Below are 13365 nucleotides of genomic sequence, written 5' to 3'. Positions count from 1 at the left end.
GCGTTTGTTTGTGTGTCTTGCGGCACACGTTTATTTATTCCTCTGTGGAGTCAGAAGAACTATTATTTGCAATTTCCTCATCCGTCACAGACCCCTGGCGGTAGCCGCTGTCTGGTTCCTGTTTGGAGTTCTTCTTTGGAGCATCCGGCTTTTTGTCTCCGGAAGTAGAAGAGGTTTCTTTGGACGGACCGGAGCTGGCGGAATTGCTGCTATCATCGCTGGAAGAATCTTCGGATGAGCCGGTGCTGGAGTCAGAGCTTCCGGAATCTGGCGTCCTGCTGGAGCTGGTGGCTGTTTTTTTCGTCTTTTTGGAGGAGCTGTTCTGGAAATCGTCCCAGCTTTCGTTATCGAATTCATTGGAAGCCGCAGTCTGGCGGCTCTGAACGATGCCGTTTACCGTCCAGGCGCCGTCTGCGTTTACATTGTAGCCGTCCGGTGTCGTGGTGGCGGTTAGAAGCCAGCCTTCGGCGTCGAAATAGTAGCATTCGCTGACGCCGTCCTGGTTGCCGTCGATCCAGCGCCAGCCATTTGCCGCCCAGGTGTTGTCACCGTTGTCGTACCACCAGCGGGCAGCATTGTCACCAGCTCCATTTTTCCAGCTTCCTGCCATCGCCGGGAAAGCGGCGGAGAGGGAGAGAAGACCAGTTGTTAAGCCTGCTAAAAATAAGCGTTTATTAATCATAAAGTGAAATCTCCTTTTTGCAAAAACTATTAAAAAAGAGGATATCTCAAAGCTCCGGATATGATGTATACCCGAATCTTTGATAATATCCCCCCTGTTTTTATTTCGTTACTGTTCACGCATACGTGCCCAGTAACGGAATTTGCCGTGGCTTCGCATTTAAATACGGCAAATTCCTGCTGCCACCACGTTTTCTTACGGCACTTTCGGTTCCAAAAGTGCCTACCCGTGAACCGTGATTTTATTTCTCCTGCTTAAATGTATGTCCCATATAATAGGACAATTCTGCCGCACTGTGGCGAACCAGATCCTGCAGGTGCAGAAGATGTGTGTCATCTTCAATACGGGAATACGGTGCGATGATTCCGACCGAAGCGGAAATGCGTCCGTCAATACCGTAAATGGGAGCACCGATCCCGACTGCATCCGGGACGTATTCGCCGTGGGAAACGGCAATGCCCTTCTCACGGATGGTGCGGAGTTCTTCTGCCAATTCTGCGGGATCCGCCTTTGGAAATGCCTCAGGACGGTTTAAGCGTGTGTCCAGATAGCGGCGGATGTATTCGTCGCTCTGGAAAGCCAGAAGCGCCTTGCGGATCGCACCGCAGTGCAGATCCATCTCATAGCCAAATTCTTCGACGACCTTGAGGTGGTTCGGACCGTCCGTTTTGTCAAGTACCAGTCCCTTGTCGCCAACCTGGATGATCAGATAGGAATCCTCACGGGTACAGTAGGAGAGGTTCTTGAGAATCGGAAGCGCCGCATCCTGAATCCGCACATTGTCAGCCGCCGCCCGACCGAGAGAGATGAGGGCGGGACCGAGCTGGTAGGTGTGCGCGTGTTCATCGCGGATCACGTATTTTTTTTCACAAAATGTCTGCAAAATCCGGTGGATCGTGCTGGGCGGAAGCCCGGTTGATTCGGAAAGTTCTGCGATGGAATATTTGTGGTTGGCTTCTTTTAAAAGTTCCAGAAGTTCCATCGCGCGGAGAAGACTTTGTATCATGCAAAGAATCCTCCTGTGTTATTCTGTGATTTCCTCAACCGTCACGGTTGTGCTGTCATCCGGGGCTGCGTCGGAATCCTCTTTCTCGGAAGAAGCTTCGCCGTCCTCGGAAACCGGAGCATCTGCGCGGACGGTTTCTGTTTTGACTGGTTCTTCGGAAGAGACATCTGCATCAGCCGGAGCTTTTTCGCTTTCTTCAGAATGTTCAGAAGTTTCCTCTGGAGTCTCAGCCGGAGCTTCCTTTTTCTCCGGATTTAAGGAAACATAGCTGCGTTCGGAGGCAGCTGTATCAGAAGTCTTGGAAGCTTCTTTATCGCCGGCATCGTCAAAATCATCGAAATCATCTTCAAAGTCGTGGAAATCCTCGTCCAGTTCCTTGTGGAATGATTTATACTGTAAGACGTAAGAAACACCAGCTGCTGCAGCGCCGACGATAGCTGCCAGTGTCAGTAATTTACCAAAATGTTTTTTTGCCATGGTTGATACTCCTCTCTATACGATTCGATATCCTTATTGTAATACGAAACGCCTAAAAAATAAAGGGAATCTTTTGTGAACACCGGGATATGTGTGAATCACGTGTTATGGGGGACGTATGCGTGAACAGTAACACAGGGGCGGTAGTTATGTGCAGGAAGCATGAGAAAAACGCTTGTTGTTATACCGGAAATCATGTAGAATAAAATAATATATTTGCCAGGTGGTGATAAAAATAAAATGATGAATTCCAATACAAAGATGACGGCGCAGGAATTGGAACAAATGATTGCGCAGATGGAAAAGATATTTACGGTTGTACGTATTTTAGATAAAGATCTGCTCCATAAGATGGACGTGAGGAACGGGGAACTCCGATCTGAGGACTGCAAATGTTATTCGTTCTGGGAAAAAGGAAAGAATTGTGAGAATTGTGTGGCACAGCGCGCGCTTGCGATGAAGGGACAGTGCACGAAGCTTGAATTTATCGGTCTGAAGATGTATCAGGTCATTGCGAAGTATCTGGAGGTGGATGGAGTTCCCCGTGTGGTGGAGATGATTTCCTGTCTGGATGATGAGACACTTCTTGACACAGAGGGAAGAGAAGCACTCGTTAAGAAATTTGCACACTACAGGCGCGAGCTGTATGCGGATGCACTGACGGGGAGCTACAACCGGAGATATTTTGAAGATCAGTTAAAAGAGCAGCGGATGGATGCCGGTATCGCGATGATCGATCTGGATGATTTGAAGACTCACAATGATATATATGGGCATGTGGCGGGCGATAAAGTGCTGGTGACGGTGTCGACGGCGATTATAAGCTGTGTCCGTAAGACGGACCGCCTGGTGCGTTATGGCGGGGATGAATTTCTGCTTGTGATGCCAGGCATCAGTCTGGAGGCATTTGTTGAGAAGCTGTACCGGATTCAGGATGTGATCCGAAACATGAGTGTTGAAGGATATCCGCAACTGAAATTGTCAGTCAGCATCGGTGGTACGCTGACGAACGGGGAGACAGTCGGGAAGGCGATGTGCCGGGCGGACGAATATATGTATCAGGCGAAGACCTCCAAGAACACGATTGTGACTGAGAAAGATGGACAGCGAACACCGGAGGAGAGCGTGGCAGCCGGGCGGCGCAATGCGAGTCGTTACCGCATTTTGATCGTGGACGATTCGGAGATGAACCGTATGATTCTCTCAGAAATGCTGAAAGGCGAATTCGAGATTCTGGAGGCAGAAAATGGTTCAGCATGTCTCGACATGCTGAACCGTTATGAGACGAAGATTTCCCTGATTCTTCTCGATATCGTCATGCCGGGGATGGACGGCTTCGGGGTTCTGGAATACATGAATCGCAACAACCTGATCGGGGATATCCCGGTTATCATGATTTCGGGCGAAGATTCGGGCGAGGTCATCAAGCAGGCGTATGAGTGGGGCGTTTCTGATTATATCAAGCGCCCGTTCGATATGGAGGTTGTACACCGGCGTGTCTTAAATACGATCAAATTGTATGCGAAACAGCGCCGCCTGGTGGCAATGGTGACGAACCAGGTTTTTGAGAAAGAGAAGAATAGCCGGATGCTGATCAGTGTTCTGAGCGAGATCGTGGAATTTCGAAATGGCGAGAGCGGTATGCACGTACTCAATATTAATACATTGACGACGATGATTCTGGAACAGCTCGTCAGGAAGACGGACAAATATCACTTGTCCTGGTCGAACCGGATGCTGATCAGCACGGCATCATCCCTGCATGACATCGGAAAGATCGGAATTGACGAGAAGATTTTGAATAAACCGGGTCGTCTGACGCCGGAAGAACGTAAGATCATGGAAAAACATACAGTGATCGGTGCGGACATGCTTGCGAATCTTCAGATGTATGAGGATGAGCCGCTGATGAAAGTGGCGTACCAGATCTGCCGTTGGCACCATGAGCGCTATGATGGAAAAGGATATCCGGATGGTCTAAAAGGGGAGGAGATCCCGATCTCAGCGCAGGTGGTGGCGCTGGCGGATGTGTATGATGCGCTGACAAGTGAGCGCGTCTATAAAAAGGCTTATTCTCATGAGGAGGCGGTGCAGATGATCTGCAACGGAGAGTGTGGTACATTTAACCCGCTCCTGCTTGAGTGCTTGTGTGAGATTCAGGATCATATTAAAAAGGAGCTGCAGGAGGCAGCATACCGGAGTGAGATGAGTGATCCGGGGCGAAAAAATAAGAAATTTGAACATTATGACAATTCGCAGAAGAAGTTTTTCGGCGCGGTGACGCGGGCGATTGAAAAAGAGTATGGAACTGCGGGCGAGGAGCTGAGCCGTATGAAAACTGAGGAAGAGAAATAACAGGAGGCTGTCATGACAATTCAGGAATGCTACAAAGAAATGGGCGGGGATTTTGAAGGAGTTCAGAAACGCTTTGGAGGTGCGGCGATGGTGAAAAAATTTGCCGTCAAGTTTCTGAGCGATTCCAGCTTTCAGGATCTGGAGGATGGATTGAAAGAAAAGGATGCGGAGAAAGCATTCTGCGCGGCACATACCCTGAAAGGAATCTGTCTGAACCTGGGCTTTGATGCCTTCTATGAGGTAAGCGCAGCGCTGACCGAAAAACTGAGAGGCAGAGAACTGACCGGATACGAGGCAGATTTTGCAGCGGTAAAAGAGTGTTATGAGAAAACGGTTGCGGCGATTAAGGCATTTGAGGAGAGCAATTAATAGAACGGGGAGAAATGGAATATTTCAGTTCTCCCCGTAAAATTTACTAAAATTTTAGCACTCAACACTTGACGGTGCTAACAGAACGTGTTATAACATACTTCGTAAGAAGAAGATACATATCTGATTACGAAAGAAAAGCAATCAGATGGAATAAATTTGGATGGATAAGGAGGAGCCAATAATGAAGTTAACACCATTATTTGACAGAGTTGTATTAAAGCAGTTAGTTGCAGAGGAGACGACCAAATCAGGTATCGTTCTTCCGGGTCAGGCAAAAGAGAAACCGCAGCAGGCAGAGGTAATCGCGGTTGGTCCTGGCGGAGTGGTAGATGGAAAAGAAATCACGATGCAGGTAAAGGTTGGCGATAAAGTTATCTATTCGAAATACTCAGGCACAGAAGTTGAGCTGGACAATGAGAAATATGTCATTGTAAAACAGAATGATATTCTGGCTGTTATCGGTTAATTGATGGGCAGGATGTCTGGAAGACAGATGCTGATCGGAACGTTTATTCAAGAAAATTATGGAGGTTGATAACCATGGCAAAGGAAATTAAATATGGCGTAGAAGCCAGAAAAGCCCTGGAAGCGGGCGTAAATCAGTTAGCAGATACCGTAAGAGTTACATTAGGACCGAAAGGCAGAAACGTAGTTCTGGATAAATCCTTCGGCGCTCCGCTCATTACCAACGATGGTGTGACCATTGCGAAGGAGATCGAGCTGGCAGACCCGTTTGAGAACATGGGCGCACAGCTGGTGAAGGAAGTAGCAACCAAGACCAACGATGCAGCTGGTGATGGTACTACAACCGCAACCGTTCTGGCTCAGGCGATGATCAACGAAGGTATGAAGAACCTGGCAGCAGGTGCTAATCCGATCATCATGAGAAAGGGTATGAAGAAAGCCACAGATGCAGCCGTAGAGGCAATCAAAGGCATGAAGAAGGACGTTAAGAGCCAGGCAGATATCGCAAGAGTCGCTGCTATCTCTTCCGCTGATGAGGAAGTAGGCCAGATGGTAGCAGACGCGATGGAGAAGGTTTCCAAAGACGGCGTTATTACCATTGAAGAGTCCAAGACTATGAAGACCGAGCTTGATCTGGTAGAAGGCATGCAGTTTGACCGTGGCTATGTATCTGCATACATGGCAACTGATATGGAGAAGATGGAAGCTGTTCTGGACGATCCGTACATCTTAATTACCGATAAGAAGATCTCCAACATTCAGGAGATTCTGCCGCTGCTGGAACAGCTGGTACAGTCTGGTTCCAAGCTGCTCATCATCGCTGAGGACATTGAGGGCGAGGCGCTGACCACCCTGATTGTCAATAAGCTGAGAGGTACTTTCACCGTTGTTGGTGTGAAGGCTCCGGGTTACGGCGACAGAAGAAAAGAAATGTTAAAGGATATTGCAATCCTGACCGGCGGTACTGTTATTTCCGAGGAACTGGGACTTGAATTAAAGGATACCACCATGGATCAGCTTGGCCGTGCGAAATCCGTTAAAGTTCAGAAAGAGAACACCATCATCGTAGATGGCTGCGGCGATAAGAAAGCCATCGCAGACCGTGTGGCTCAGATTAAGGCTCAGATTGAGGAAACCACTTCTGATTTTGACCGTGAGAAACTGCAGGAGAGACTGGCCAAGATGGCTGGCGGCGTAGCCGTTATCCGTGTTGGTGCAGCGACCGAGGCTGAGATGAAGGAAGCTAAGATGCGTATGGAAGATGCCCTGTCCGCAGCAAAGGCAGCTGTTGAGGAAGGCATCATCGCAGGCGGCGGATCTGCATATGTTCACGCAGCAGCAGAAGTTCAGAAGGTAGTAGACGGACTGGAAGGCGACGAGAAGACCGGTGGCCGTATCGTCCTGAAAGCTCTGGAAGCTCCGCTGTTCCACATCGCAGCAAACGCAGGTCTGGAAGGCTCTGTTATCATCAACAAGGTAAAAGAGTCCCCGGTAGGCGTAGGTTACGATGCTTACAATGAGGAATACGTAGATATGGTAGAAGCAGGCATCCTGGATCCGGCAAAGGTAACCAGAAGTGCCCTGCAGAACGCAACCAGCGTTGCATCTACCCTGCTTACAACTGAGTCCGCAGTTGCCAACATCAAAGAAGATGCACCGGCAGGTCCGGCAGCAGGCGCTGGCATGGGCGGCATGATGTAAGTAAGAGAGCCGGAAAATGGCGGAAGATGTTGCATCAGAGATGCAGTATCGAATGTAGAAAATAAAAATGGTAATTTATAGAAAGAATCTCTGACAGGCAGCTGCCAGAGGAGAGAAGGACTGCTATGCGAAGGTGTGGCAGTCCTTCTTTTTTGGTAAAAAAATTGGCAGGGAAATGAGGCTAAAGATGACTGCATTATTAATACTTATCTGATTGGTATTATTTATAAGATACACTAATTAAATGGCGTAAGTAAATTCTATCGTCAACCCCTTTATTCTCCGGTTGACATATTTCAAAAAACTTGCTAAAATCAATTATTAACATCAGACAGTTTTCAATGTCCAGTGTTTAAAATTTACGAAAGTGAGGGTAATATAATGGGTAAGATTATTGGCGATGGCATTACATTTGATGATGTCCTGCTTGTGCCGTCCTATTCTGAGGTTATTCCGAATCAGGTAAACCTGACGACACATCTGACCAAGAAGATTCAGCTGAACATCCCCCTGATGAGTGCCGGCATGGATACGGTTACAGAGCACCGCATGGCGATTGCAATGGCAAGACAGGGTGGAATTGGTATTATTCACAAGAACATGTCGATCGAGGCGCAGGCTGAGGAGGTCGATAAAGTAAAACGTTCTGAGAATGGTGTAATCACTGACCCGTTTTATTTATCCCCAGAGCATACATTAAAGGATGCGGATGAGCTGATGGGCAAGTTCCGGATTTCCGGTGTTCCGATCACAGAGGGAAGAAAACTGGTTGGTATTATCACAAACCGTGACCTCAAGTTTGAGGAAGATTTCTCCAAGAAGATTAAAGAGTGCATGACTTCTGAGCATCTGGTTACCGCTCCGGAGGGCATCACCCTGACGGAGGCAAAGAAGATTCTTGCCAAGGCACGTGTCGAGAAGCTTCCGATCGTGGACAAGGATTTTAACCTCAAGGGTCTTATTACTATCAAGGATATTGAGAAACAGATCAAGTATCCGTTCTCTGCAAAGGATGCACAGGGACGTCTGCTCTGCGGCGCGGCAGTAGGTATCACTGCAAACGTGCTGGATCGTGTGGAAGCCCTGGTGAAAGCAAAAGTAGACGTAGTTGTTCTCGACTCTGCACATGGACATTCTGAGAATGTTCTTCACTGTGTCAGAATGATCAAGGAAGCATATCCGGATCTGCAGGTAATAGCAGGTAACGTAGCGACCGGAGAGGCAACAAAAGCTCTCATCGAGGCAGGCGTTGACGCGGTCAAGGTTGGTATCGGACCGGGTTCCATCTGTACGACCCGTGTCGTAGCAGGTATCGGTGTTCCGCAGATCACCGCTGTTATGGACTGCTATGCAGTTGCCAAAGAGTACGGCATTCCGATCATCGCAGACGGCGGTATCAAGTATTCTGGCGATCTGACGAAGGCGATCGCAGCAGGCGGCAGCGTCTGCATGATGGGTTCCATGTTTGCAGGATGCGACGAGAGCCCGGGAACTTTTGAGCTGTACCAGGGAAGAAAATACAAAGTATACCGCGGCATGGGTTCCATCGCAGCGATGGAGAACGGCAGCAAGGATCGTTACTTCCAGAGCGATGCGAAGAAACTCGTTCCGGAGGGTGTAGAAGGACGTGTTGCATACAAGGGAATGGTAGAAGATACCGTATTCCAGATGCTCGGCGGTCTGCGTGCTGGTATGGGTTACTGCGGCGCATCGGATATTCCGACTCTTCAGGAGACGGGACGTTTCATCAAGATTTCCGCAGCATCCTTAAAAGAGAGCCATCCGCATGATATCCACATCACAAAAGAGGCTCCGAACTACAGCGTGGATGAATAAAAATTGGATAGCATAAGCAATCAATAAGATTGTAAACGATATAAAAGCGGCGTTTCTGCTTCAGCAGGGATGCCGCTTTTTTGGCGGATTACTGTTCACGCATACGTGCCCAGTGACGGAATTTGCCGTGGCTTCGCATTTAAATACGGCAAATTCCTGCTGCCACCACGTTTTCTTACGGCACTTTCGGTTCCAAAAGTGCCTACCCGTGAACAGTAACTTTGGCGGATTCTTTTTCTCAAACTCTTGTGAAAAAACCGGGGATACGGTATAATGATACATTAGAATAGTAGAAATATAACAATTATGCAGGAAAGACTGTGGATATTCAGAAAACGATTGCAGCGGATTACGAAAGGGATATTTGCGATACCGAGGCAGCAAATCGGGCGTATCAGACGGATAGAAACAGGTAACAGGAGGATTAGTATGACCAGAAGAGAACTGAGAGAACATTGCTTTAAGCTGCTTTTCTGTGCGGATTTTTACCCGACGGATGAAATGCAGGAGCAGGTGGATGTATATTTTACAGAGCCGAAAGAGGAGGACGATGTTCCGAGCGGAATCGGCGATATCATCCATAATCCGATGTTAGACACCTTTGACGGCGGATACGTAAAGAGCAAGGTTGAGAAGATTCTGGATGTGCTTCCGGAGCTTGACAAGGCAATCGATGGGGTTGCACAGGGATGGACTACCCGCCGTATGGGCAAGGTGGAACTGACGATCCTGCGCCTAGCATTATACGAGATCAAGTACGATGACGATGTACCGGAGAAGGTAGCGATCAATGAGGCGGTCGAGCTGGCGAAGAAGTTCGGCGGCGATGATTCACCGGCATTTATCAACGGCATTTTAGCGAAGCTGGTATAAGCGATGGCTGGCGTATATTCGGTTTCGCAGGTTAATGCATACATTAAAAATATGTTCGCACAGGACTTTGCTCTGAACCGGATTTCGGTCAAGGGCGAGGTTTCTAACTGCAAATATCATACGTCCGGTCATATTTATTTTACCTTGAAAGACGGTCTGGGAGCGATGCAGGCAGTTATGTTTGCCAGTAGGCGGAAGGGACTTACGTTCCGTCTGGAAGAAGGACAGCAGGTTGTCGTGAAGGGCAGTATCGAAGTGTATGAGCGGGATGGAAGATACCAGCTCTATGCCAGCGAGATCACGCTGGACGGCACGGGCGATTTATTCCGGCGCTTTGAAAAACTGAGAAATGAATTAGAAGAAATGGGGATGTTTTCCCCGGAATATAAAACGCCGATCCCAAAGTATGCAAAAACGGTCGGTATCGTGACGGCGAGCACCGGCGCAGCAATCCGGGATATTATCAATATCTCGGGACGGCGGAACCCTTACGTGCAGCTTGTCCTCTGCCCGGCACTGGTGCAGGGAGCAGGGGCAGCGCCGAGTATCGTGCGGGCGATCCAGACCCTGGATGCGCTGCATCTGGATGTGCTGATCGTCGGGCGCGGAGGCGGTTCGATTGAGGATCTGTGGGCGTTCAATGAGGAGAGTGTGGCGCGGGCGATTTTTGCGTGCCGGACGCCGGTAATCTCGGCGGTCGGGCATGAGACAGACGTTACGATCGCGGACTATGTGGCGGATCTGCGTGCCCCGACTCCTTCGGCGGCGGCAGAACTGGCGGTTTTTGATTACCACCTGTTTGAGCAGCAGTGCATTGCGGCGGCACAGCAGATGACGAAGCGGATGGAGCAGAAGGCGGAGCAGTATGCCTATCGCCTGGAGCAGTTTCGTCTGCGCCTGCAGCTTCACAGTCCGCAGAGCCAGTTAAATGAGAGACGGCAGTATCTGGAAGATGCGAGAGTTAAGATGGCGCGCCAGATGGAGAAAAAGGTGTCCGATCTGCGCCATCGTCTGGAACTGGTGTGCAGCCGGATGGATGGTCTCTCCCCGTTAAAAAAGATAAGCGGCGGATATGGGTTCGTGACGGATGCAGATGGAAAACGTGTGGAGACAGTGACAGGATTGCAAGCTGGGGATACACTGACCGTCCGTCTGCCAGATGGACGCGTGGAGGCAGAGATCCGGGAGGTTTATCAGGAAAACCTGCCTGGGTAAAAAAGTGGTTCATTGTGTTGCGTGTGAATCATAACAGAGAGATTTGAGAACACGTTTTCTTTCAGGAAAGATTCCGAGAGTATATTAGATAAAACAGGAGGCAGGATCGATGGCAGAAAATAAGGAAGAACTTTCGATCGAGGAAATGTTTGACCGTCTGGATGGCATTATGCGGACGCTGGAGGACAGCCGCAGCACGCTGGAAGAATCGTTTGCGTCCTATGAGGCGGGAATGCGTCTGGTCCGCGCCTGCAGTGAAAAGATAGATAAGGTTGAAAAACAGATTATGGTCGTAAACGGCGAGGAGACGGAGGCGTGACAGAGATGGAAAATGCAAAGGAACGGCTGGCACAGGCAGTCAAGGAAGCGGAAGAGATTGTATATTCTTATCTTCCGGCAGAGGAAGGGCATCAGAAAACGATCTTTGAAGCGATGAATTACAGTGTGAAGGCAGGCGGCAAACGCCTTCGTCCGATTCTGATGCGTGAGGTATACCGTCTGTTTGGCGGTCAGGGAAAAGAGATTGAGCCGCTGATGGCGGCGATCGAGATGATTCATACATCTTCCCTGATTCATGACGATCTTCCATGTATGGACAATGACGAGTACCGCCGTGGAAAAAAGACGACCTGGGTTGCATATGGGTATGATATGGCAGTTCTGGCGGGAGATGCCCTTCTGATTTATGCGATCGAGACGGCGGCAAAGGCATTTGCGATGACGCCGGATGCGGCAAAGGTGGGACACTGTATCCAGATTTTATCTGAAAAAACGGGTATTTACGGCATGATCGGCGGTCAGACGGTGGATGTGGAACTGACGAATCAGCCGATTCCGAAGGATAAGCTGGATTTTATCTACCGTTTAAAGACGGGAGCACTTTTGGAGGCGTCGATGGTGATCGGAGCCGTGATGGCGGGCGCGAGCGAAGCTGAGTGCGGGACAGTAGAGCGTATGGCGGCGGCGATCGGTCTGGCGTTCCAGATCCAGGATGATATTCTCGACGTTACCAGCAGCCAGGAGGTGCTTGGAAAACCGGTTCTGAGCGATGAGAAAAACAATAAAACCACTTATGTGACATTGGAGGGAATCGAGAAATCGAAGCATGATGTCAAACAGCTTTCGGAGACGGCGGTTGATATCCTCTATTCTCTGCCTGGAAAGAATGAATTCCTCGAAGAGCTGATCGAGATGCTGGTCAGCCGTGAAAAATAAAAAATCCAATCGAAGACCGGGGACGACAGCGGATGTGGAAAACGGTTTGGGGGATGAAAGAATGGTATTAGATACGATAAAAGGACCGGAGGATGTAAAACGGTTGAGCGAGGAAGAACGCAAGGAGCTGGCGGCGGAAATACGCGAGTTTCTGATCGAGACGACAAGCCGGACAGGCGGTCATTTGGCGTCCAATTTAGGCGTGGTGGAACTGACGATTGCAATGTTCTGCGCGCTGAATCTTCCGAAGGATAAGATTATCTGGGATGTAGGGCACCAGTCCTATACGCACAAGATTTTAAGCGGGCGGAAGGATAATTTTGATGGGCTGCGCCAGTATGGGGGCTTGAGCGGTTTCCCGAAGCGGAAGGAAAGCCCGTTTGATGCGTTCGACACGGGACACAGCTCGACTTCGATTTCGGCGGGGCTTGGTATGGCACAGGGGCGCGATCTGCTGGGCGAGGATTATTCGATCGTTTCCGTCATCGGGGACGGCGCGCTGACCGGCGGCATGGCGTATGAGGCGCTCAACAATGCGGGACGGCTCAAGACGAATTTTATTATTGTTTTAAATGATAATAATATGTCCATTTCGGAAAATGTCGGCGGTATGTCGCGGTATCTGAATAATCTTCGTGCAGATGAGGGCTACAATCTGTTGAAGAAGAATGTGGCGGGCACGTTATCGCGGATCCCGATGATCGGTTCGGATCTGGTCGGCACGCTGCTCCGGACAAAGAACAGCATCAAGCAGCTTCTGATTCCGGGCATGTGGTTTGAAAATATGGGAATCACGTATCTGGGACCGGTGGATGGACATGATATTAAGGGGTTGATCCGTATTTTCAGCGAGGCGAAAAAGATCAACCGCGCGGTGCTGATCCATGTGATTACGAAAAAGGGCAAGGGATACCGTCCGGCGGAGAAGAATCCGTCGGCATTTCACGGAGTTGAACCATTTGATATTGAAACGGGAAAACCGCTCCGGAAAAAGGAACATCCGGGCTATACAGATGTATTTTCCAGAGAAATCTGCCGTCTGGCAGCGGAAAATCCGAAGATCGTGGCGGTGACGGCGGCGATGCCGGATGGAACGGGGCTCAAACGGTTCTCGAAAGAATATCCGGACCGCTTTTTCGATGTGGGAATCGCGGAGGAACACGCGGTT

Annotated in this window: 13 protein-coding genes; 10 read left to right on the top strand and 3 right to left on the bottom strand. The window is 49.4% G+C overall.

Going from position 1 to position 13365, the window contains the following annotated elements:
• Positions 1–34: 34 nt before the first annotated feature.
• The 3 genes from QVO97_RS08700 to QVO97_RS08690 form a co-directional block, all read right to left on the bottom strand.
• Entirely contained in the window at positions 35–682 is a 648-nt protein-coding gene (locus QVO97_RS08700; protein ID WP_022359945.1) for a hypothetical protein, read from the bottom strand.
• 241 nt (positions 683–923) lie between these two features.
• Entirely contained in the window at positions 924–1688 is a 765-nt protein-coding gene (locus QVO97_RS08695) for an IclR family transcriptional regulator (RefSeq protein ID WP_022359944.1), read from the bottom strand.
• Between the two features lie 18 nt (positions 1689–1706).
• On the bottom strand, positions 1707–2165 hold the full coding sequence (locus tag QVO97_RS08690; RefSeq protein WP_022359943.1) for a hypothetical protein: 459 nt from the start codon (positions 2163–2165) through the stop codon (positions 1707–1709).
• A gap of 240 nt (positions 2166–2405) precedes the next feature.
• Here QVO97_RS08690 and QVO97_RS08685 point away from each other — a divergent pair, with 240 nt between their 5' ends.
• From QVO97_RS08685 to dxs, 10 genes are all read left to right on the top strand, one after another.
• Complete coding sequence (locus QVO97_RS08685) at positions 2406–4520, top strand: diguanylate cyclase (protein ID WP_022359942.1); 2115 nt, start codon at positions 2406–2408, stop codon at positions 4518–4520.
• A gap of 12 nt (positions 4521–4532) precedes the next feature.
• Positions 4533–4889: an Hpt domain-containing protein gene (locus tag QVO97_RS08680; protein ID WP_022359941.1), complete on the top strand. Its 357-nt coding sequence runs from the start codon at positions 4533–4535 to the stop codon at positions 4887–4889.
• Between the two features lie 184 nt (positions 4890–5073).
• Positions 5074–5358, top strand: a complete 285-nt coding sequence (gene groES / locus QVO97_RS08675; RefSeq protein ID WP_022359940.1) for a co-chaperone GroES — start codon at positions 5074–5076, stop codon at positions 5356–5358.
• Between the two features lie 74 nt (positions 5359–5432).
• Positions 5433–7058 carry a chaperonin GroEL gene (gene groL / locus QVO97_RS08670; protein WP_022359939.1) on the top strand — a complete coding sequence of 542 codons (1626 nt, stop codon included), beginning with the start codon at positions 5433–5435 and terminating at the stop codon, positions 7056–7058.
• A 381-nt stretch (positions 7059–7439) separates the two neighbouring features.
• Positions 7440–8894: an IMP dehydrogenase gene (guaB, locus tag QVO97_RS08665; protein WP_022359938.1), complete on the top strand. Its 1455-nt coding sequence runs from the start codon at positions 7440–7442 to the stop codon at positions 8892–8894.
• A gap of 429 nt (positions 8895–9323) precedes the next feature.
• Entirely contained in the window at positions 9324–9767 is a 444-nt protein-coding gene (gene nusB, locus QVO97_RS08660; RefSeq protein ID WP_022359937.1) for a transcription antitermination factor NusB, read from the top strand.
• Between the two features lie 3 nt (positions 9768–9770).
• Entirely contained in the window at positions 9771–10982 is a 1212-nt protein-coding gene (gene xseA / locus QVO97_RS08655) for an exodeoxyribonuclease VII large subunit (RefSeq protein ID WP_022359936.1), read from the top strand.
• Positions 10983–11091: 109 nt separating this feature from the next.
• Complete coding sequence (gene xseB, locus QVO97_RS08650) at positions 11092–11301, top strand: exodeoxyribonuclease VII small subunit (protein ID WP_022359935.1); 210 nt, start codon at positions 11092–11094, stop codon at positions 11299–11301.
• Positions 11302–11306: 5 nt separating this feature from the next.
• On the top strand, positions 11307–12197 hold the full coding sequence (locus QVO97_RS08645) for a polyprenyl synthetase family protein (protein WP_022359934.1): 891 nt from the start codon (positions 11307–11309) through the stop codon (positions 12195–12197).
• Between the two features lie 61 nt (positions 12198–12258).
• A partial coding sequence (gene dxs / locus QVO97_RS08640; protein WP_288189450.1) for a 1-deoxy-D-xylulose-5-phosphate synthase occupies positions 12259–13365 on the top strand: 1107 nt, incomplete at its 3' end.

The organism is Clostridium sp. CAG:43, assembly GCF_000434655.1.
GTDB lineage: Bacteria > Bacillota > Clostridia > Lachnospirales > Lachnospiraceae > Otoolea > Otoolea fessa.
This window is presented reverse-complemented; position numbering and strand designations above follow the sequence as displayed.

Excerpts from the sequence above, each read along its gene's own strand:
- QVO97_RS08645 (WP_022359934.1), top strand. The coding sequence starts at position 11,307 with ATGGAAAATGCAAAGGAACGGCTGGCACAGGCAGTCAAGGAAGCGGAA.
- groES (WP_022359940.1), top strand. The coding sequence starts at position 5,074 with ATGAAGTTAACACCATTATTTGACAGAGTTGTATTAAAGCAGTTAGTT.
- nusB (WP_022359937.1), top strand. The coding sequence starts at position 9,324 with ATGACCAGAAGAGAACTGAGAGAACATTGCTTTAAGCTGCTTTTCTGT.
- QVO97_RS08680 (WP_022359941.1), top strand. The coding sequence starts at position 4,533 with ATGACAATTCAGGAATGCTACAAAGAAATGGGCGGGGATTTTGAAGGA.
- QVO97_RS08700 (WP_022359945.1), bottom strand. The coding sequence starts at position 682 with ATGATTAATAAACGCTTATTTTTAGCAGGCTTAACAACTGGTCTTCTC.
- groL (WP_022359939.1), top strand. The coding sequence starts at position 5,433 with ATGGCAAAGGAAATTAAATATGGCGTAGAAGCCAGAAAAGCCCTGGAA.
- xseA (WP_022359936.1), top strand. The coding sequence starts at position 9,771 with ATGGCTGGCGTATATTCGGTTTCGCAGGTTAATGCATACATTAAAAAT.
- QVO97_RS08685 (WP_022359942.1), top strand. The coding sequence starts at position 2,406 with ATGATGAATTCCAATACAAAGATGACGGCGCAGGAATTGGAACAAATG.
- xseB (WP_022359935.1), top strand. The coding sequence starts at position 11,092 with ATGGCAGAAAATAAGGAAGAACTTTCGATCGAGGAAATGTTTGACCGT.
- QVO97_RS08695 (WP_022359944.1), bottom strand. The coding sequence starts at position 1,688 with ATGATACAAAGTCTTCTCCGCGCGATGGAACTTCTGGAACTTTTAAAA.
- QVO97_RS08690 (WP_022359943.1), bottom strand. The coding sequence starts at position 2,165 with ATGGCAAAAAAACATTTTGGTAAATTACTGACACTGGCAGCTATCGTC.
- guaB (WP_022359938.1), top strand. The coding sequence starts at position 7,440 with ATGGGTAAGATTATTGGCGATGGCATTACATTTGATGATGTCCTGCTT.